19 protein-coding genes and 1 riboswitch are annotated in these 19,107 nt (G+C 71.7%); of the genes, 8 read left to right on the forward strand and 11 right to left on the reverse strand.

The window, feature by feature from the left end; genetic code table 11:
- Nucleotides 1-169: 169 nt before the first annotated feature.
- The 3 genes from ADK55_RS21530 to thrC form a co-directional block, all read right to left on the reverse strand.
- Nucleotides 170-376: a cold-shock protein gene (locus ADK55_RS21530; protein WP_030009783.1), complete on the reverse strand. Its 207-nt coding sequence runs from the start codon at nucleotides 374-376 to the stop codon at nucleotides 170-172.
- Nucleotides 377-818: 442 nt separating this feature from the next.
- On the reverse strand, nucleotides 819-1,097 hold the full coding sequence (locus ADK55_RS21535) for a MoaD/ThiS family protein (protein WP_053681121.1): 279 nt from the start codon (nucleotides 1,095-1,097) through the stop codon (nucleotides 819-821).
- Between the two features lie 33 nt (nucleotides 1,098-1,130).
- Complete coding sequence (thrC, locus tag ADK55_RS21540) at nucleotides 1,131-2,414, reverse strand: threonine synthase (RefSeq protein ID WP_053681124.1); 1,284 nt, start codon at nucleotides 2,412-2,414, stop codon at nucleotides 1,131-1,133.
- Nucleotides 2,415-2,431: 17 nt separating this feature from the next.
- Nucleotides 2,432-2,589, reverse strand: a riboswitch (SAM riboswitch).
- A gap of 197 nt (nucleotides 2,590-2,786) precedes the next feature.
- On the opposite strand from thrC, the gene ADK55_RS21545 reads away from it, so the two are divergent.
- Both ADK55_RS21545 and ADK55_RS21550 read left to right on the forward strand, forming a co-directional pair.
- The gene (locus ADK55_RS21545; protein ID WP_053681126.1) at nucleotides 2,787-3,737 is read left to right on the forward strand and encodes a glucosyl-3-phosphoglycerate synthase; all 951 of its coding nucleotides are present in this window, start codon (nucleotides 2,787-2,789) and stop codon (nucleotides 3,735-3,737) included.
- A 45-nt stretch (nucleotides 3,738-3,782) separates the two neighbouring features.
- Nucleotides 3,783-5,216, forward strand: a complete 1,434-nt coding sequence (locus tag ADK55_RS21550; protein ID WP_053681127.1) for an alpha,alpha-trehalose-phosphate synthase (UDP-forming) — start codon at nucleotides 3,783-3,785, stop codon at nucleotides 5,214-5,216.
- A gap of 43 nt (nucleotides 5,217-5,259) precedes the next feature.
- Here ADK55_RS21550 and otsB read toward each other — a convergent pair whose 3' ends face one another.
- The 3 genes from otsB to ADK55_RS21565 all read right to left on the reverse strand — a co-directional run bounded on the left by otsB (nucleotide 5,260) and on the right by ADK55_RS21565 (nucleotide 7,747).
- A complete protein-coding gene (gene otsB, locus ADK55_RS21555; RefSeq protein WP_053681128.1) occupies nucleotides 5,260-6,111 on the reverse strand; it encodes a trehalose-phosphatase in 852 nt (283 codons plus the stop codon).
- A 33-nt stretch (nucleotides 6,112-6,144) separates the two neighbouring features.
- Nucleotides 6,145-6,381: a DUF3263 domain-containing protein gene (locus ADK55_RS21560; protein WP_053681130.1), complete on the reverse strand. Its 237-nt coding sequence runs from the start codon at nucleotides 6,379-6,381 to the stop codon at nucleotides 6,145-6,147.
- Between the two features lie 64 nt (nucleotides 6,382-6,445).
- A complete protein-coding gene (locus tag ADK55_RS21565; protein WP_053681132.1) occupies nucleotides 6,446-7,747 on the reverse strand; it encodes an extracellular solute-binding protein in 1,302 nt (433 codons plus the stop codon).
- Nucleotides 7,748-7,957: 210 nt separating this feature from the next.
- Between ADK55_RS21565 and ADK55_RS21570 the strand changes: the two genes are divergently transcribed.
- From ADK55_RS21570 to ADK55_RS21580, 3 genes are all read left to right on the forward strand, one after another.
- A complete protein-coding gene (locus tag ADK55_RS21570; RefSeq protein ID WP_053681134.1) occupies nucleotides 7,958-8,890 on the forward strand; it encodes an ROK family protein in 933 nt (310 codons plus the stop codon).
- On the forward strand, nucleotides 8,890-10,041 hold the full coding sequence (gene nagA, locus ADK55_RS21575; RefSeq protein ID WP_053681136.1) for an N-acetylglucosamine-6-phosphate deacetylase: 1,152 nt from the start codon (nucleotides 8,890-8,892) through the stop codon (nucleotides 10,039-10,041). Before ADK55_RS21570 ends, nagA begins: the two co-directional genes overlap by 1 nt.
- Nucleotides 10,042-10,142: 101 nt before the next feature.
- Nucleotides 10,143-11,129: a 1-phosphofructokinase family hexose kinase gene (locus ADK55_RS21580; protein WP_078999232.1), complete on the forward strand. Its 987-nt coding sequence runs from the start codon at nucleotides 10,143-10,145 to the stop codon at nucleotides 11,127-11,129.
- Between the two features lie 169 nt (nucleotides 11,130-11,298).
- Here the strand turns inward: ADK55_RS21580 and ADK55_RS21585 are convergent, their stop codons facing one another.
- Together ADK55_RS21585 and cdgB are read right to left on the reverse strand one after the other, a co-directional pair.
- On the reverse strand, nucleotides 11,299-12,351 hold the full coding sequence (locus ADK55_RS21585; protein ID WP_053681138.1) for a CBM35 domain-containing protein: 1,053 nt from the start codon (nucleotides 12,349-12,351) through the stop codon (nucleotides 11,299-11,301).
- Nucleotides 12,352-12,419: 68 nt separating this feature from the next.
- Entirely contained in the window at nucleotides 12,420-14,129 is a 1,710-nt protein-coding gene (cdgB, locus tag ADK55_RS21590; RefSeq protein WP_053681140.1) for a diguanylate cyclase CdgB, read from the reverse strand.
- Between the two features lie 314 nt (nucleotides 14,130-14,443).
- Here cdgB and ADK55_RS21595 point away from each other — a divergent pair, with 314 nt between their 5' ends.
- The gene (locus ADK55_RS21595; RefSeq protein WP_107089263.1) at nucleotides 14,444-15,013 is read left to right on the forward strand and encodes a flavin reductase family protein; all 570 of its coding nucleotides are present in this window, start codon (nucleotides 14,444-14,446) and stop codon (nucleotides 15,011-15,013) included.
- A 74-nt stretch (nucleotides 15,014-15,087) separates the two neighbouring features.
- Here the strand turns inward: ADK55_RS21595 and arfB are convergent, their stop codons facing one another.
- Entirely contained in the window at nucleotides 15,088-15,513 is a 426-nt protein-coding gene (gene arfB / locus ADK55_RS21600) for an alternative ribosome rescue aminoacyl-tRNA hydrolase ArfB (RefSeq protein ID WP_053681144.1), read from the reverse strand.
- 154 nt (nucleotides 15,514-15,667) lie between these two features.
- Here arfB and ADK55_RS21605 point away from each other — a divergent pair, with 154 nt between their 5' ends.
- Nucleotides 15,668-16,243, forward strand: a complete 576-nt coding sequence (locus ADK55_RS21605; RefSeq protein ID WP_053681146.1) for a TerD family protein — start codon at nucleotides 15,668-15,670, stop codon at nucleotides 16,241-16,243.
- 71 nt (nucleotides 16,244-16,314) lie between these two features.
- The gene (locus ADK55_RS21610; RefSeq protein WP_053681148.1) at nucleotides 16,315-16,845 is read left to right on the forward strand and encodes a GNAT family N-acetyltransferase; all 531 of its coding nucleotides are present in this window, start codon (nucleotides 16,315-16,317) and stop codon (nucleotides 16,843-16,845) included.
- Nucleotides 16,846-16,957: 112 nt separating this feature from the next.
- Here ADK55_RS21610 and ADK55_RS21615 read toward each other — a convergent pair whose 3' ends face one another.
- Together ADK55_RS21615 and ADK55_RS21620 are read right to left on the reverse strand one after the other, a co-directional pair.
- Complete coding sequence (locus tag ADK55_RS21615; RefSeq protein ID WP_078999233.1) at nucleotides 16,958-18,433, reverse strand: M1 family metallopeptidase; 1,476 nt, start codon at nucleotides 18,431-18,433, stop codon at nucleotides 16,958-16,960.
- Nucleotides 18,434-18,458: 25 nt separating this feature from the next.
- Nucleotides 18,459-19,019: a GlcG/HbpS family heme-binding protein gene (locus ADK55_RS21620; protein WP_053681152.1), complete on the reverse strand. Its 561-nt coding sequence runs from the start codon at nucleotides 19,017-19,019 to the stop codon at nucleotides 18,459-18,461.
- Between the last annotated feature and the right edge of the window lie 88 nt (nucleotides 19,020-19,107).

Genomic DNA, 19,107 nt, shown 5'->3' on the forward strand with positions numbered 1-19,107 from the left:
GAGAGTGCTAACGCCAATGATTAGCACTCGACCCCCGCGAGTGCAAGCGGCTTCGGGCAACACCCCGCGAACGCGCCGGTCGGACGGGGTCACGCACGAGGGGCCCACATCCCTTGTCCAGGATGTGGGCCCCTCGTTGTCTGTACGTCGGTGGTCGATCGCGCCGGGACTAGCCGAGTGCGAGCTTGACCATGTCCGCCTGCGGACCCTTCTGGCCCTGCGAGATCTCGAACTCGACCCGCTGACCCTCTTCAAGGGTGCGGTACCCGTCCATCTGGATGGCGCTGTAGTGGACGAACACATCCGCACCACCGTCGACCGCGATGAAGCCGTAGCCCTTCTCCGCGTTGAACCACTTGACGGTGCCCTGAGCCATGCCTAACTCCCCTATTACTGGCCCTTGCGCAGGACCGCACTTCGCGGACCCGGGTCAGAACTTGCGCCGGAACGCCTCGACCGCGGCTGAATGTATCCGCACCAGTGCTGTGTGCAACAGGTCATTCCGACGAGAATTCAGGACACAAGGAAACATTGAAATAGAGTGAAAATTTGGCATATGGCCGGGCAACTCGGGCCTGACATTCGGCACCAAAGCCCCATACGGCGCTTGCATGTTGACTCAATGTCAACCATCCGGCGGCCCGCTCATATGCGGCGGGCAAGTACGGCGGAGGGGACTTCCCCAACTCTACCGCGCCCAATCAACCAGAATTGCCCCCTCCGCTTATCGGCGGAAGGGGCAATTCGGTTTGCTCTTGTCGACGCACGACCCTCGGGGGAAGTCCCCGCGGAAGTCCGTCGGCGGAAGTCCGGACGGGTCAGCAGCCGCCCGCGACCGCCGGAATGATCGAGATGCCGGCGCCGTCGGGCGTCGCCGTCTGCAGCCCGCCCTCGAAGCGCACGTCGTCGTCGTTGACGTAGACGTTCACGAAGCGGCGCAGCTTGCCCTGGTCGTCCAGGACGCGGGCGGCGATGCCCGGGTGGCTCTTCTCCAGGGACTCGATGACCTGGGAGAGGGTCGCGCCCTCGGCGGACACCTCGGCCCGGCCGCCGGTGTAGGTGCGCAGGATGGTGGGGATGCGGACGTTGACGCTCATGGCGCTACTGCCTTTCCGGAGTACGGGGGAGGGTCAGGCCAGGCCGGCGGCGCGGAACGCGTCCAGGCTCGGGCGGATGGTGGCGGTCTGCCCGCTGTCCGCGGCCACCGCCTCCAGGGTCTTGAGACCGTCACCCGTGTTCAGGATGACCGTGGTCAGCGCGGGGTCGAGCTGCCCGTTGTCGATGAGCTTCTTCGTCACGCCGACGGTCACGCCGCCCGCGGTCTCGGCGAAGATGCCCTCGGTCTGCGCGAGGATCTTGATGGCCTCGACGACCTGCTCGTCGTTGACGTCCTCCACGTAGCCGCCGGTGCGGCGGGCGATGTCCAGGACGTACGGGCCGTCGGCCGGGTTGCCGATCGCGAGGGACTTGGCGATGGTGTTCGGCTTCTGCGGGCGGACCACCTCGTGGCCGGCCTTGAAGGCGGTGGAGACGGGCGAGCAGCCCTCGGCCTGGGCGCCGAAGATCTTGTACGGCCTGTCCTCGACGAGGCCGAGCCTGATCAGTTCCTGGAGACCCTTGTCGATCTTCGTCAGCTGCGAGCCGGACGCGATCGGGATGACGATCTGGTCGGGCAGCCGCCAGCCGAGCTGCTCGCAGATCTCGTACGCGAGGGTCTTGGAGCCCTCGCCGTAGTACGGGCGCAGGTTGACGTTGACGAAGCCCCAGCCCTCGCCGAGCGGGTCGCCGATGAGCTCGGAGCAGAAGCGGTTGACGTCGTCGTAGTTGCCCTCGATGCCGACCAGGTCGCCACCGTAGACACCGGCCATGACGACCTTGCCCTGCTCCAGGTCGTGCGGGATGAACACGCAGGACCGGAAGCCGGCGCGGGCGGCCGCGGCGCCGACGGCTCCGGCCAGGTTGCCCGTGGAGGAGCAGGAGAGGGTGGTGAAGCCGAAGGCGCGGGCGGCCTCGACGGCGATGGCGACGACGCGGTCCTTGAAGGAGTGCGTCGGGTTGCCGGAGTCGTCCTTGACGTAGAGCTTGCCGGTGACGCCCAGCTCCTTGGCCAGGTTCTCGGCGTCCACGAGCTTGGTGAAGCCGGGGTTCAGGCTCGGCTTGGAGGCCACGTCCGCCGGGACGGGCAGCAGCGGCGCGTAGCGCCAGATGTTGTTCGGACCGGCCTCGATCGCGGCGCGCAGCGCCTCGGGGTCACCGGTCGGCAGGTCGTAGGCGACTTCGAGCGGTCCGAAACACTCGGCGCAGGCGAAGATCGGACCGAGTTCGAAGCGGGTGGCGCACTCGCGGCAGGAAAGGCCGGTGGCGGGTCCGAGATCTACGGTTTCGGCAGAGGTTGCGACGGTCTGTGCAGCCATGATGGCGAGGCCCTTTCTCCTCATCTTCCCCATGGCGCACTTCGCCATGAGACGGAATTGGCACCTTCCCTAGCCGGGGACCTCGCTGACGCAGCGGATGTGCGTGATCGCGAGACCGACTGGAGGGTTGCCGGGGCTTCAACGGGCCGTGTCCCTCTGCCCCTCTGGATGAGCGGTATGGCACCGGGTGACGCACTCCATGGCGGGCCCGGGCGTTTGTACACGCGGACCCCCGGCATGCGGTGGTCCATCGCGTTGTTCAAGACTGTAACCGAAGCCCCGGGCGGTTGAGACAGCCGTCCGAACGGCGAGATGGATCACATTTCGCCCCAAACCGCCGACGATCGACCGACCCATCAGGGAGTGCCGAAAGTGCTGGAAGAGGTGGAGCGCTGGCTGGCCGAGCGCTCCTGGTCCGCTGCCGATCGACCGCTCGACCAGCTGCTCGACCGGAAACGGGCGGCGGGCACCACGGTCAGTGTGGTGCTGCCCGCGCTCGACGAGGAAGCCACGGTCGGCGAGATCGTCGAGGTGATCCGCCGCGAGCTGATCGAGGGGCCGGGGACGCCGCTGGTGGACGAGCTGGTGGTCGTCGACTCGGGCTCCCGCGACCGGACGGCCGAGGTGGCCGCGAAGGCCGGCGCCCGCGTGGTGCACCGCGACGAGATCCTGCCGCGGATGCCGGCCCTGCCCGGCAAGGGCGAGGTGCTGTGGCGCTCGCTGCTGGCCACGACCGGCGACGTCGTCTGCTTCGTGGACGCCGACCTGCGTGACTTCTCGGCCTCCTTCGTGTCCGGGATCGTCGGCCCGCTGCTGACGGATCCCGAGGTGCAGTTCGTGAAGGCGATGTACGACCGCCCGCTCGGTGACGCGCCCGGCCAGGGCGGCCGGGTCACCGAGCTGGTGGCCCGCCCGCTGCTCAACCTGCACTGGCCGCGGTTGGCGGGCTTCGTCCAGCCGCTGGGCGGCGAGTACGCGGTGCGCCGGTCGCTGCTGGAGCGGCTGCCGTTCCCCGTCGGCTACGGCGTCGAGCTGGGGCTGCTGGTGGACGCGCTGCACACGGTCGGACTGGACGCGCTGGCCCAGGTGGACGTCGGCGTACGGGTGCATCGGCACCAGGACGGTCAGGCGCTCGGCCGGATGGCCGCGGCGATCTACCGGACGGCGCAACTGCGTCTGTCGCGCGGGCACCTCGTACGGCCGGAACTGACGCAGTTCGAGCGGGGCCCGGACGGCTTCGTGCCGCGGACGTACGCCGTCGACACCGAGGAACGGCCGCCGATGATCGAGGTCAAGGAGTACGCGGGCCGCCGGGTGGCGTGACGAACCGGACGTTTGAGCGGGTTCCGGTCGGGCTAGGTTCGGCGCATGGCTTCTCAGGTACTCGTCGCCGCGAATCGCGGCCCGCTCTCGTACTCCCTCGCCGACGACGGCACCCTCGACACCCGGCGCGGCGGGGGCGGTCTGGTCTCCGGGCTCTCCGCCGCCCTCGCGGAGCAGCCGGAGACGGTGTGGATCTGCGCGGCGCTGTCGGACGCGGACCGGGAGGCGGTGCGTCGGGGCGTGTCCGAGCCCGGGGTCCGGATGCTGGACATCGATCCGGCGGTGTACGACGACGCGTACAACGGCATCGCGAACTCGGTGCTCTGGTTCACCCACCACCACCTGTACGACATCCCGCGCGAGCCGGCCTTCGACGCCGAGTTCCGGCGGCTCTGGGAGTCGTACGGCGCCTACAACCGGGCCTTCGCGGAGGCGCTCGCGGAGGAGGCCGGCGAGGGCGCGTCGGTGCTGGTGCAGGACTACCACCTGGCGCTGGTGCCGGGCATGCTGCGGGTCCTGCGGCCGGACCTGCGGATCGCGCACTTCACGCACACCCCGTGGGCCTCGCCGGACTCCCTGCGGATCCTCCCGCAGTACGTGGTCGAGGAACTGTCCTGGGGCATGCTCGGCGCGGACCTGCTCGGCTTCCACACCCAGGAGTGGGCGGCGGCGTTCCTGGGGTCCATGGAGCTGGACGACGCGTGGGGCCGGGCACAGGTGCACGGCACGAGGGTCGAGCACCGCCGGTACTCGATCTGGCCGCAGCGGAGCACCGAGGTGGCGGTCTTCGGGCTGGGCGTGGACGGCGAGGAGCTGCGGGCGCTGGCCCACCGCCCGGAGGTGGACGCGAAGCTGGCGGCGCTGCGCGCGGAGGTCGGCGACCTCAAGACGATCGTGCGGGTGGACCGCACGGAGCTGTCGAAGAACATCCTGCGCGGTCTGCTGGCCTACCGGGAGCTGCTCGCCACCCGCCCCGAGTGGGTGGGCAAGGTGGTGCACCTGGCGTCGGCGTACCCCTCGCGGCAGGACCTCGCGGTGTACCGGTCGTACACGGAGGCGGTCGCGGAGCTCGCCGCGGAGATCAACGCGGAGTTCGGCACGGAGGACTGGACGCCGGTGCTGGTGTCGGTGGAGGACGACTTCGCGCGTTCCCTGGCGGCCTACCGGCTGGCGGACGTCGCGCTGGTCAACCCGGTGCGGGACGGCATGAACCTGGTGGCGAAGGAGATCCCGGTGGTCTCGGAGCGGGGCGTCGCCCTGGTCCTGTCCACGGGTGCGGGGGCGTTCGGGGAGCTGGGCGACGACGCGCTGACGGTCAATCCGTTCGACGTGACGCAGACGGCGCAGGCGCTGCACCTGGCGCTGACGATGCCGAGGTCGGAGCGGACGGAGCGCACCAAGCGGCTGGCCGCCGCCGCGACGGCCCTTCCCCCGGCCCGCTGGTTCCGCGCCCAGTTGGACACCCTGCGGGACGCGTGAGCGGGCGGCGGCCGGCGGGGGTTCCCGCCGGCCGCCGGGGTCGTCAGGCGCGCAGGGTCGCGGCCAGCGTCGCGAGGAGGGCGGCGACCTGTCCGGGGCCGGGGAGGACGAGGTCGGCGCGGGAGGCGAGTTCGGGCACCTCGGAGCCGCTGGCGACGAGCAGCCCGGGCAGTCCGTCGGCGCGGCGCTTCTCGACGGCGGCGTAGGCGGCGAGGTCCCCGAGGTCGTCCCCGGCGTAGAGCACCGCCTCGGCGCCCACCTCCGCGAGGTACTCGGTGAGGGCGACGCCCTTGTCCATGCCGGGCGGTCGCAGCTCCAGCACGGCCCGGCCCGGCTCGACCATCAGCCCGTGTCGGGCCGCGAGGTCGGCGAGGGGCTCGCGGAGCGCGGCGAAGGCCGCTTCCGGGTCGGCGGCCCTGCGGGTGTGGACGGCCAGCGCCTGGCCCTTCTCCTCGATCCAGGTGCCGCGCCAGGCCCCGATGGACTCCAGGAAGCCCGGGAGTTCGGCGCGTACGGCCGCCACCCCGGGGTGTTCGGCGGGCGCGTGCACGATGCCGGTGACGGCGTCCCACCGCTCGGCCCCGTAGTGCCCGAGCACCACCAGGTGCTCCAGTCCGGGGACGCCGGCGAACCCGCCGTAGCGGACGGCGACCCCGGCGGGCCTGCCGGTGACGACGGCGACGGCGGCCACCTCGGGGGCGAGCGCGGCCAGCGCCGGTACGGCGTCCGGGTGGGCGCGGGCCTGGTCGGGGTCGGGAACGATGTCGGCAAGGGTGCCGTCGAAGTCGAGGGCGACGACGGACCGGCGCGGTGCGCGGAGCAGGGCTTCGAGCCCCTCGCGTCCGGCGGCTGTGGCGGGCACGGGCATCGGCAGATCGTGCGGGTGGCTCCCCATGGGGACGACCCTAACGGTCCGGTCGTGGGACGGCTATCGCCGGGCCCGCTGCGCTTCGCGGATCCTGCGGAGTCGGTTGACCGTGCCGGGGGCGTGCTCCAGTGCCCGCGGATCGTCCATCAGGGCGTTGAGCAGCTGGTAGTACCGGACGGGGGGCATGCCCAGTCCTTCGCGGATGGCCCGCTCCTTGGCGCCGGGCCCCGACCAGGTACGTCCCTCGTACGCGAGCACGGCGGCCTCGGTGGCCGTCAACCGCCCGTCGTCCGTCATACGGCCAGATTAACGCCGGCCACCGACACCGCCCCGGCGGCCCCGGGGCGGTGCGGCGCGGGCGTCACTGGTCCCCGTCCGCCTTCCGCGCGGACTGGGCGATCTCGCCGAGGACCTTCTCGGGGTTGCCGCCGGGCTTGACGGTCGAGCCGATGTTCTTCTTCACGTCCTCGCTGACGCCCGCCCAGGACTTCTTGCCGACCGGGTACAGCTTCGAGGTGGGCAGGGCCGCCAGGAAGGTCTTCAGCTGCGGGGCTGAGCCGCCGGTGGCGTTCTGCATGGCCCGGAAGCCGCTGGTGGTGACGGGCAGCAGGCCGTACTGGTTGGTGAAGGAGGTCACGTTGTCGGCCTCGTACAGGAAGTCGAGGAACTGCCCGGACTCCTTCTTGTGGCCGTTCTTGAAGGCCATCACCCAGTCGGCGACGCCCATGGCGGAGTGCTCGGTGCCGTCGACCGTGGGCATGGGCACCATGCCGAACTTGAGACCCTTCGCGGTGGCCTGCTTGATCAGCGTGGGGTGGCCGTTGAGCATGCCGACCTCGCCCCGGGTGAAGGCGTCGAAGGCGCCCTGGCGGTCGTACTTGCCCGGCTCCACGGAGCCGGTCAGGCCCTGGCCGACCAGCTTGTCGCGCAGGAACTCCAGCGTCTTGACGTTCTCCGCGGAGTCGATCGAGTAGTTCTCCTCGTTGTCGGTGTAGCCGCCACCGCCCGCGAGAAGCCAGTTCATCGTCTCGGCCTGGGCCTCCTCGCGGCCGAGCGGCAGCGCGAAGGGCGTGGGGACGCCGTTGCCCTTGAGCTTCTTGGCGGCCGCCTCCAGCTCCGCCCAGCTCTTCGGCTGCCAGCCGCCCTTGGCGTCCTTCGCCAGCACGCCCGCGTCCGTGAGCATCTTCTCGTTGTAGAAGAGCAGTCGGGTGCTGGCCACGAAGGGCAGGCCGTACTGGGTGCGCTTGTGCTTGCCGGCGTCGGCGAGCGGGGCGAGGAAGTCGGCCTCGGTCTGCACGGAGAGCAGCTCGTCGGCGGTGTAGAGCTTGTCCGCCTCGGCGTAGTCGGCGTAGGCGCCGATCTGGGCGATGTCGGGGGCCTTGTTCGCCTTGACCATCTCGGCGACCTTCGCGTCGACCTCGGTCCAGGAGTAGACGCTGACCTCGACCTTGACGCCCGGGTGGTCCTTCTGGAACTTCTCGGCGAGGCCCTTCCAGTAGCCGGTCGAGGAGTTCTGCGGATTGTCGCCGTAGTCGGCCGCCACGACCCGGAGGGTCACCTCGTTGTCCCCGGTGAGCGCCGACACGGATCCGCAACCGGTCAGCGTCGTGGTCAGGCACAGCGCGGCCCCGGTCGCGGCCAGGCTCAGGTAACGGCCCTTCACAGTTCTCGATCCACCCCTTGTTGTACGTACGATTCGACGTAAGGTCTACACCACTTTGGCGACGCGTCCACATCCTGGAGCGCCCCGGGCCCGGACCGTGTCCGGACTGTTGCCGGACCAGGGTCCCGATTTTGTATGGCCGCTCAACAATCCTCCCCATTGGACTAGACCTTTGCCTCCCAAGCGCGCGAGACTGTCTCTGTGAAACCCGTGAAACACGTCATCGCCCTCGATGTGGGCGGCACCGGGATGAAGGCCGCCCTCGTCGCCGAGGACGGCACCCTGCTGCACGAGGCACGCCGCGCCACCGGCCGCGAGCGGGGCCCCGAGGCCGTCGTCGAGACGATCCTGGACTTCGCCTGCGAACTCCTCGACCTGGGCCGCGCCCGCTACTCCACGGCCGCCTCGGCCGCCGGCGTGGCCGTGCCCGGCATCGTCGACGCCGAGAACGGGATCGCCGTCTACGCGGCGAACCTGGGCTGGCGCGACGTACCCATGCGCGCACTCCTCGGCAGACGCCTCGGCGGCATCCCCGTGGCCCTCGGCCACGACGTGCGCACGGGCGGACTCGCGGAGGGCCGCATCGGGGCGGGGCGGGGCGCGGACCGGTTCCTCTTCGTCCCCCTCGGCACCGGCATCGCCGGCGCCATCGGCATCGCCGGCCGCATCGAGGCCGGCGCGCACGGCTACGCCGGCGAGATCGGTCACATCGTGGTCCGCCCCGGCGGACCCGCCTGCGGCTGCGGCCAACACGGCTGCCTGGAGACCCTCGCCTCCGCCTCCGCCGTCAGCCGCGCCTGGGCCGCCGCCTCCGGCGACCCCGAAGCCGACGCGGCCGACTGCGCCAAGGCCGTCGCCTCCGGCGACGCACGCGCCCGGGCGGTGTGGCAGGCCGCCATCGGCGCCCTCGCCGACGGCCTGGTCACCGCGATCACCCTGCTGGACCCCCGCACGCTGATCATCGGTGGCGGGCTCGCCGAGGCGGGGGAAACCTTGTTCACACCACTTCGGACGGCCGTGGAGGAGCGCGTGACGTTCCAGCGGCTGCCCGAGATCGTTCCGGCGGCCCTCGGGGACACCGCCGGATGCCTGGGCGCAGGGCTGCTCGCCTGGGACCTACTCGCCACGGAGGTACCTGCCTGATGTCCGGAAGCGCGCACAGCACTGTTCTCTCCGGCGCCAAGGTGGTGCTGCCCACCGGGATCGTGGCGGGCGGTCGCGTCATCGTCGACGGCGAGCGCGTCGCGGGCAGCGCCCGCGAGGACACCCGCGTCGTGGACCTGACCGGACACTGGATCGTCCCGGGCTTCGTGGACATGCACAATCACGGCGGGGGCGGCGCCTCCTTCACCTCCGGCACCGCCGAAGAGGTCCTCCGGGGGGTACGCACCCACCGCGAGCACGGCACCACGACGGTGATCGCCTCCACGGTCACCGGGGACCTCGACGAGTTGGCCCGGCGCGCGGGCCTGCTCGCCGAACTGACGCAGCAGGGCGAGATCGCGGGCATCCACTTCGAGGGGCCGTTCATCAACCCCTGCCGCAAGGGAGCGCACAAGGAGGACCTGCTCCGCGATCCCGACCCGGCCGAGGTCCGCAAGCTGATCGACGCCTCGCACGGGGCCGCCCGGATGTTCACCCTGGCCACCGAGCTGCCGGGCGGGCTGGACTCCGTACGGCTGTTGGCCGAGCACGGGGTCATCGCGGCGATCGGCCACACCGATTCCACGTACGAGCAGACGCGCCAGGCCATCGACGCGGGCGCGACCGTGGCCACCCACCTCTACAACGCCATGCCCGGTCTGGAACACCGCTCCCCCGGCCCGATCGCGGCGCTGCTGGAGGACGAGCGGGTCACCGTCGAGCTGATCAACGACGGCACGCACCTGCACCCCGCCATGCTGGAACTGGCCTTCCACCACGCGGGCGCCCACCGCGTCGCGCTGATCACCGACGCGATGGACGCGGCCGGGTTCGGCGACGGCACCTACCACCTCGGACCGCTGGAGGTCGAGGTCAAGGAGGGCGTGGCCCGCCTCGTCGAAGGCGGCTCCATCGCCGGTTCCACCCTGACCCTGGACACCGCCTTCAAGCGGTCGGTGACCGTGGACAAGCTCCCCGTCGAGTCCGTCGTCCAGGCGATCTCCGCGAACCCGGCGAAGCTCCTCGGCCTGTACGACGAGGTCGGCTCGCTGGAAGCCGGCAAGTACGCCGATCTGGTCGTCCTGGACGCGGAGTTCGAGGTCAAGGGAGTCATGCGGCGCGGCGAATGGATCGTCAGCCCGGTTTCCTGAGCGCCGGATCGGCGGCGGGAACGGGGCGGTCGGCCGGCGGGACTGGGCGGGCCGCCTTCCGTTTGGCATGATCCCGGCATCCACCGAGACCGGGGCCTGCCATGATCCTCACCGTGACGCTCAACACCGCACTCGACGTCACCTACCGGGTGCCGCGACTGCACCCGCACACCTCGCACCGGGTCACCGGCGCCTGCGAACGCCCCGGCGGCAAGGGCCTCAACGTGGCCCGCGTCCTCGCGGCCCTCGGCCACGAGGTCACCGCCACCGGCTTCGCGGGCGGGCCGGTGGGCACGGTCCTGCGCGACCTCCTCGCGGACTCGCCCGGCGTGGTGGACGCCCTGGTCCCCTGCGCCGGCGACACCCGCCGCACCCTGGCCGTCGTCGACGAAGCCTCGGGCGACACCACGCAGTTCAACGAACCGGGCCCGCACATCACCCCCGCCGAGTGGACCGGGTTCCTGTCCCGCTACAGCGAACTCCTCGCCGGCGCCCGGGCGGTCGCCCTGTGCGGCAGCCTGCCGCCCGGCGTACCGGTCGGCTCCTACGCGCTGCTCATACGGACGGCCCGCGCCGCCGGGGTCCCCGTCCTGCTCGACACCGGCGGCGAGGCCCTGCGCCGGGGCGTCGCCGCCCGCCCCGAGATGATCAAACCGAACGCGGCCGAACTCGCCGAACTCACCGGCTCCCGCGACCCGCTGCCCGCCACCCGCGACGCCCGCCGGCGCGGCGCCCACGCCGTGGTCACCTCGCTCGGACCTGGCGGACTCCTCGCCGACACCGCCGACGGCACCTGGCGCGCGACCCCGCCCCGCGTTCTCAGCGGCAACCCCACCGGGGCCGGCGACTCCGCGGTCGCCGGCCTGCTGTCGGGCCTGGCGGAGGGACTGGACTGGCCGGAGCGGCTGACCCGCGCCGTCGCCCTCTCGGCGGCCACCGTCCACGCACCGGCGGCGGGCGAGTTCGACGCGCGCACCTACGAGGAGTTCCGCGACACCGTCACCGTCACGGGCGCCGCCCCGACCGGCCCGCCGGACACCCACCGGGGCGCGCGCCCCCACAACCGCCGCGTCGGACGCCGGACCTGAGGATCCGACGCGGGGCCGGAAGACGAACGGGCGGGGCGCGCCACTCGCGTGGTGCGCCCCGCCCGTTTCGTTCGGCCCGTACGTTCGGCCCGTGCGTTCGGCCCGTGCGTTCGGCCCGTTTCGTTCGGCCCGTTTCGTTCGGCCCGTCCGTCGCGGGTACCGCGCCCGGTCAGCGCCTGATGTGTCCCCGGCCCAGGTTGAGCTGGTCGAAGATCGTCTCGCACTTGTCCCCGGCCTCACACGAGATCTTCATCGTGTTCGTGCCCTTCTTCAGGTTTATCCAGGCGAAGGTGGTCGTCCACCCCTTGTCCCAGGCGCCCTCGGGCGCCTTGGCGAAGTTCGCCAGGTTCAGGCTCTGGTTGGGGCTCTGCCCGTTGATCGTCAGGGTCGCCTTCGCGTCCTTGCCCGGCACCCCGTAGTTCACGAAGAGCGTGTACTTGCCGTCCTCGGGCAGGTCGACCGTCCACGTCAGCGCGGCGCCCTGGTGGTTGAACTCACCCACGTACTGGCCGCCGGTGCTCTTCGACCCGGGCACGGCGCTCTGCAACTTCGCCCCGCCCGACAGGAACATGCCGGCGCCCGCCGCGTCGCCCTTCGGCAGCGGCGCCTGCGAGGCCTCCGGGGAGCCGCTCGGTTCGGGCTTCGTCGACTCCTTCGGGGAAGCCGGCTGCTGGGACTGACCGGCCGCCTGGCCCTTGTCGTCCTTGCCCTTCTTATTGCCTTCGTTGCCGAAGACGAGCGCCGCGCTGATGCCGATCACGACCGCGCCGACCACCGCGACCGCCGCGATCAGCAGCCCGCGACGGCTGGAGCCGCCGCCACCGCCGCCGTGCCCGCCGTGCCCGCCCGGAGCCGTGACCACCTGGGTCTGCTGTGCGGACTGGTGCTGCGGCGGAACCCCGTAGCCGCCCGCCTGGAGCGCCTCGGGGGCCTGGTACTGGGCCTCGTAGGACTGCGGGGCCTGCTGGTACGGGACGGCACCGCGCTGGCCGCGGGACGACCGGTCGCCGACCGTACGCACCTGGTTGTACGAGGTCCGGGGGACACCGGGCTGCGCTCCGGCCTGGCCCCCGCCCGTCGGGCCGGGGTAGCCGTACCCACCGCCCGACGTGGGCGGGGTGGCTCCGGCGGCCTGGCCGTCCGCGTAGAGGTAGCCGAACGGATCGTCGTCCTCGGGCTTGTTCGCCCCACTGTTCGGGCCGTTGTTCGCGGGCGTCGTCATCGCAGGTCACTCCTTTCGACCCACGGGAGCCTACCCCGAACACGTGCACCCACGGGCGGCCGATCGGCTCAGCCGGCCCTGCGGTGCGCCTTGGAACGGGACCTCTTCTCGATGTACATCCGCTGGTCGGCGGAGCGGAGCACCTCGTCCGCGGACATCCCGCAGCCGGCCCAGCCGATGCCGAAACTCGCTCCGACGCGGACCGCCCGGCCGTCCACCCTGATCGGCGGGATGATCGCGTTGCGCAGCCGGACGGCCAGGTCGGCGGCGTCGGCCGCCCCCAGCCCGTCCGCGAGGACGACGAACTCGTCACCACCCAGCCGAGCGACGGTGTCACCGTCCCTGACGCACGTCGTCAGCCGCCGGGCGACCTCGATCAGGACCGCGTCACCCGTGTGGTGCCCGAACCGGTCGTTGATCGACTTGAATCCGTCGAGGTCACAGAAGAGGACGGCCAGGCCCTTCGTTCCGTCGTCGATCTCCGGGTCGGGCGCCACCGCGTGCACGTGGTGGTCGTACGGCCCCGCCTCGCCGGCGGCCGTCGCCCCGCCCACCGCGGCGCCCGGGAACTCGAACGGGTCGGGCGCCGCGAATCCGTGCGGGACGTCGGGTTGAAAGCCGTGCTCGACGGCACCACCCCCCTCGGGCCGCCCCTCGAAGGCCGCGTCCAGCGCCTCCACGGCCGTGGCGCGCACGGACTGGGGCCTGCGACAGAGCCGCGCCCCCAGGCGGGAGCGCAGCTCGGCACTGTTCGGCAGGCCGGTCAGCGAATCGTGGCTGGCCCGGTGCGCGAGCTGTAGCTCGTGGCGCTTTCGCTCCTCGATGTCCTCGACGTGCGTGAGCAGGAAGCGGGGCCCGTCGGCCGCGTCGGCCACCACGGAGTTGCGCAGCGACACCCACACGTACGTACCGTCGCGCCGGCCCAGCCTCAGCTCGGCCCGCCCGCCCTCGGCGGAGGTCCGCAGCAGGGTGCCGATGTCCTCGGGGTGCACGAGGTCGGAGAAGGAGTACCGGCGCAGCACGGAAGCCGGCCGGCCCAGCAGCCGGCACAGCGCGTCGTTGGTGCGCAGCAGCCGACCGTGCTGGTCGCCGCCCATCTCGGCGATGGCCATTCCGCTGGGCGCGTACTCGAAGGCCTGGCGGAACGACTCCTCGCTGGCGCGGAGCGCCTGCTGCTCCCTTTCGAGCCGGACGAGGGCCCTTTGCATGTTCGCGCGAAGGCGTGCGTTGCTGATCGCAATCGCCGCCTGGAAGGCGTACATCTGGAGCGCCTCGCGCCCCCACGCGCCCGGGCGGCGCCCGTTGCGCGGTCTGTCCACCGAAATGACACCCAGAAGTTCCCCGCCGGACGCATACATGGGGGCATAGAGCCGGTCCTCGGGGTGCCACTCGTCCTCGAAGCGCGGATCGGGGCCGTCGGTGTGCCACTGGGGGACGTCGTCCTCCATCAGGACCCAGCCCTCGGTGTGCGGGATGAAGCGGAGCCCGTCCCAGTTCTCACCCATCGTCAGCCGGCGGTCCCAGGCGGGGCGGGATCCGACGCGACCCGTGATCAGCGCCTCGGCGGCGGGGTCGCCGGCGAAGGCGGCGACGACGAGATCCCCGTCAGGGCGTACGAGGTTGACACAGGCGAGTTCGTAGCCGAGGCCCACGACGATGCCGTCCACGACGGTCTGCAGGGTGTCCGCGAGGCTCCGGGCCGTATTGAGTTCGGCCACCACCCGATGCAGCTGCCGCAGGGTCGCAAGACGGACGTACGGCTCCGACTCGGTCTCCATTGCTCGCTCTCCCCGAGACCTCGACAGCAACTCCAGGTTTGTCATCGGCGTTTCGTTGCGGTGTCTCGTCCACTGAATCACAGTGAGCTGTGCGGCAGGTACACAGGGTCAACAAATCTTGCCCTCTGTGACTCAAGTCACATGAGATGAATAACGGGGCCTTCCCGACACCCTTCAGGCCGTACGTCCGCTGGGAGCGCTCCCCCACATTTCCGAGGGCAAACGAGGGGTGATGGCCTAGGCCAAGGGGCCGGGACGCGGCTCGGACTTGCGCCCGATGTGTGCGGCGAGACGGTGAGACTAGCGTTCCAGGCGTGCCGAACACGACTCCCGTACCTCCCGCCCCGTTCCCGACCCCGCATCCTGAGGGGGTGAGCAACGACGAGTTCCGCGCCGCCATGTCCCGGCTCACGGCGGGCGTGTGCCTGATCACCGCACACGAACCCGCCCTGACGACGGACGGCCCGCGCGGCGAGGACGTCGGCATGACGGCGACCGCCTTCATGTCCGTCTCCCTGGATCCCCCGATGGTCCTGGTGAGCCTGCGCGAGGGCTCCCGCATGGACGACCTGCTGGCCGAGCAGCCGCTCTGGGGGGCCTCGATCCTGGCCGACGGCCAGCTCCAGGTGGCGGGCAGGTTCGCGATGAAGGGCCGGATCAGCGACCGCCTGCTCTTCGAGGGCCTGCCCCAGGTCCGCGGCGCCGTCTCCGGCGCCCTGCTGCTCACCGGCGCCCTGGCCACCCTGGAATGCCGTACCGAGTCACGCGTCGAGGCCGGCGACCACACCCTGGTCCTCGCCCGCGTCCTCACGACCACCCTGCCGAACCCGGACGCGCCGCCGCTGGCCCACTTCCGCGGCCGCTACCGCCACCTGGCGGGCTGAGGCGGGAATCCGGGGGCGGGGCGCGGGGATTCGGGGTCCCGGGCGCGGGATGCGGGGCGGAGCCCCGACGGTCGCTACCAGTCCCGCGCGGTCCGCCCGCGCTTCGTCTCGCCCCGGGCCTTCTTCTCCCGCAGCCGCCGCTCGTTGATGCCCCGGGGGATCTTCGTGGCCCGCCGGGCCTTCGGCGGCGGCGCCGTCGCCTCCGCCAGCAGCGCGGCCAGGCGCACGAGCGCCATCTCGCGGTTCCGGAACTGCGAGCGGTGCTCGGACGCCCGCACCGTCACCACCCCGTCCACCAGCCGCGAGGCGAGCCGCTCCAGCGCGCGTTCCTTCCACACGTCCGGCAGCGCCTTGGTCGCCGCCACGTCGAACAGCAGCTCGACCCGCGAGTCCGAGGTGTTGACGTGCTGACCCCCCGGCCCGGAGGAACGCGAGAACCGCCAGCCGAGCTCCCCCTCGGGCAACACGACCGAACCACGAATGACATAGGGACCAGGCATGTCCCCAATGATCCCGCCCCCGCCCGGCCCCGTCACCCATTTTTCGCCGGGAAGGGGGCCCTGGAACCTACGGACCCCCTCCCCGCGTTATGAAGGGCAGCGGTAACTTGGCCACATCTCGCGGTCATGTGACGACGAAGGGACACCAGTCAAAATGGCAGTAAGCCTGTCCAAGGGCGGCAACGTCTCGCTCACCAAGGAGGCCCCGGGCCTCAGTGCCGTCACGGTCGGCCTCGGCTGGGACGTCCGTACGACGACCGGTGTCGACTTCGACCTGGACGCCTCCGCCATCGCCGTCAACCCGACGGGCAAGGTCGTCTCCGACGGTCACTTCGTTTTCTTCAACAACAAGTCCACCCCGGACCAGACCATCGTCCACACCGGTGACAACCGCACCGGTGAGGGTTCGGGCGACGACGAGGCCATCAACGTCAACCTCGCCGGCCTGCCGGCCGATGTCGACAAGATCGTCTTCCCCGTCTCCATCTACGACGCCGAGGCCCGCAGCCAGAACTTCGGCCAGGTCCGCAACGCGTACATCCGCGTCGTGAACCAGGCCGGCGGCGCCGAGATCGCCCGCTACGACCTCTCCGAGGACGCGGCGACCGAGACCGCCATGGTCTTCGGTGAGCTCTACCGCAGCGGCGCCGAGTGGAAGTTCCGCGCGGTCGGCCAGGGGTACGCCTCCGGCCTGACCGGCATCGCCCAGGACTTCGGCGTCAACGTCTGATCTCCGCGGCCCCGCCGCCGGCGAAGCCCCCTCCCCCCGTCCGGGGAGGGGGCTTCGCTACCGTTCGCCCGGTGATCCTGCACCCGCTCGTTCCCGTCGACGGCGCCCTCCCCGGCCCGGTCCTCACCGAGATCGCCACGCTCTACGCGACCAACCGCGCGTTCTTCGAGCTCAGCGGCGACTTCCCCGACCCGGCCCGCATCACGGTGGAACAGGTCGCCGAGGCCCTCGCCGGCGAACTCTCCCACGAGGGCGCCGAGGTACTGATGGCCCGCTCCGCCGGCCGTCTCGTCGGACTGGCCGCCACGCTCGCGCACCGGGACGGGCCCTCCCCGGGCGACCCGGACTCCACCGACCCGGACCCCTGGATCGGTCTCCTCCTCATCGACGCGACCGCGCACCGCGCAGGACACGGCGGCACCCTCGCCGGCCTCGTCGCGGACCGCTTCCGTACCGCGGGACGCGCGGGTCTGCGCATCGCCGTGCTCGACAACAACCCGGGCGCCCTCGCCTTCTGGCGCGCCCAGGGGTACGTGCCCCTGCGTCAGGCCGCCGACCGGGAACTCGGGCGCCCCTGCACCGTCCTGCGCAAGGCCCTCTGAGCCGCCGCCCCGAACGGGCGGCCCGCCGGTCGGCCCTCGGGACGTCGGTCAGGCCTCGGGGCGTCGGTCAGGCCTCGGGGCGGGGCGGGGCCGGGGGACGGGAGGCGACGGGCTATGCCTCGGGGCGGTCCTCGCCGTACAGCCACACGTCCCAGACCTCCGTGAGGTCGTGCCCCGTCTTCTTCTCCGCGTAGGCGGTGAAGTCGGCCGTGCTCGCGTTGCCGTGCCGGTGCTCCACGGCCCAACCGCGCAGCAGCGCGGCGAACTTCTCGTCCCCGACCTCCTGGCGGATCCGGTGCAGCACCATCGCGCCGCGCGCGTACACGGGCGCCTCGGAGATGTCCTCCGGGCCCGGCGGGTCGGCCGGCGGGAAGGCGCCCCAGTCGGAGCCGGCGTCCGGATCGACCTTCGTGTCGCCGGCGAGGAACGCGTCGAACCGTTTCTCCGCGCTGAGCCCGCCGTGCTCCTCGGCCCACATCCACTCGGCGTAGGTGGCGAAGCCCTCGTTGAGCCACATGTCCTTCCAGGACTTCGGCGACACCGAGTCGCCGAACCACTGGTGCGCGAGCTCGTGCACGATCAGCACCTCGTCGGGAGCGCCCGAGTAGACGGGTTTGGTCTGCGTCTCCAGCGCGTAGGTGAGGGTCCCGTCCGGCACCACGATCGTCCCCACCGTGCCGAAGGGGTACGGCCCGAACTTGCCGCTGCCCCACTCCACGACCTCGGGGATCCGGGCCAGCGCGGCCGCACTGGACGGCGCCTCGTCCGGGGACACGGCGTTGTAGACGCCGATGCCGGAGGGTGTCCGGCCGGTGGACACCTTGAACTTCCCGATGGCGGCGGTCGCCAGGTAGCTCGCCATCGGCTCCGCGTTGTGCCAGGCGAACTCGGTCTGGCCGTCGCCGACCGCGGTGCGGGAGCGCAGCTCGCCGTTGGACACGGCCTCGTAGTCGTTCGGGACGGTCAGCCTGATGTCGTAGGTCGCCTTGTCGCTCGGGTGGTGGTTGCCGGGGAACCAGCCCATCGAACCGACCGGTTCCCCCACCGCGACGGACCCGTCCGCGGTGGTGATCCAGCCCTCCTCGGAGCCGTCCGGGTCGGTGACGGGCTTCGGCGTACCCGTGTAGTCGATCTCGGTACGGAAGACCTCGCCCTTCTCCAGGTCCTCGGGCGGGCGCACCGTCAGCTCGGTCCCCGACCGGTTGAACCGGGCCGCCGCGCCCTGAACGGTGACGTCCTCGACGCGCAGGCCCGCGAAATCGAGGTTGAAGGAGCTGAGCCCCTGCTTCGCGCGGGCCGTGATCACGGCCGTGCCGTGGAGCTGCTTGTCGGCCGGGTCGTAGGCCAGGTCGAGGTCGTAGTGGTCCACCTGGTAGCCGCCGTTGCCGGCCTTGGGGAAGTACGGATCGCGGACCCCGGACGCACCCGGCCGCCCCTGCACGGTGTCGCCCGTACAGCCCGCGGTGAGGGCGATCAGGGCGGCGAGGGCGGGGGCGGCGAGGCGGGAGAGCGCGCGTTGATCCACGCGTTCGATCCTAAGCGGGCACCCGGCGGGACACGGCGTCGACGACAGGGCCGGGCGGGGCATACGGCGTCGACAGGGCCGGGCGGGGTCAGTTGGCGAGGGAGTCCGCGCCGGCCTTCGCGAACTTCTCGTCCAGGTCGCCGCTCGGGGCGCCGGCCACGCCGATGCCGGCGACCGGGGCGCCCTTGGCCTGGACCGGGGTGCCGCCACCGAGGAAGAGGGTGCCGGGGATGTCCTTCAGGTTCGGGGTCTGGGCGAGCCGGCCGGCCAGCACCGAGGTCGGGGCGTTCCAGGACACGGCCGTGTAGGCCTTGCGCTGCGCCGACTCGTAGGACTGCGGGCCGGCGCCGTCGCCGCGCAGGGTGACCAGGGTGTTGCCGTTGCGGTCCACGACCGCGACCGTCACCTTCTGGCCCTCCTTCTCGGCGGCCTTGAGCGCGGCCTGGGCGGCGCGGGAGGCGGCGTCGACGGTGAGGTGGGTCGAGGTGGTGAAGTTCCTGTCGTCGTCCTTCTTCGAGGAAGCGGCCTGGACGGCGGCGGCCGGGGCGGACTCGCTCTGCGCGGCGCTCGCGCCGGCGGCGCCGAAGGTCCCGGCGCCGAGCGCGACGGCGAGAGCGGTACCGGTGAGAACGCGGGTGCGGGTGTTCATGTCTGCTCCTGGATGCGTCGGACTCGTTTCCTGCTGCTCCAAGCCTCGGCCCGGGAACCCCGTCCGCCCGTCGCCGTACCGGCTCGCG

It is taken from the genome of Streptomyces sp. WM4235, assembly GCF_001279725.1.
GTDB lineage: Bacteria > Actinomycetota > Actinomycetes > Streptomycetales > Streptomycetaceae > Streptomyces.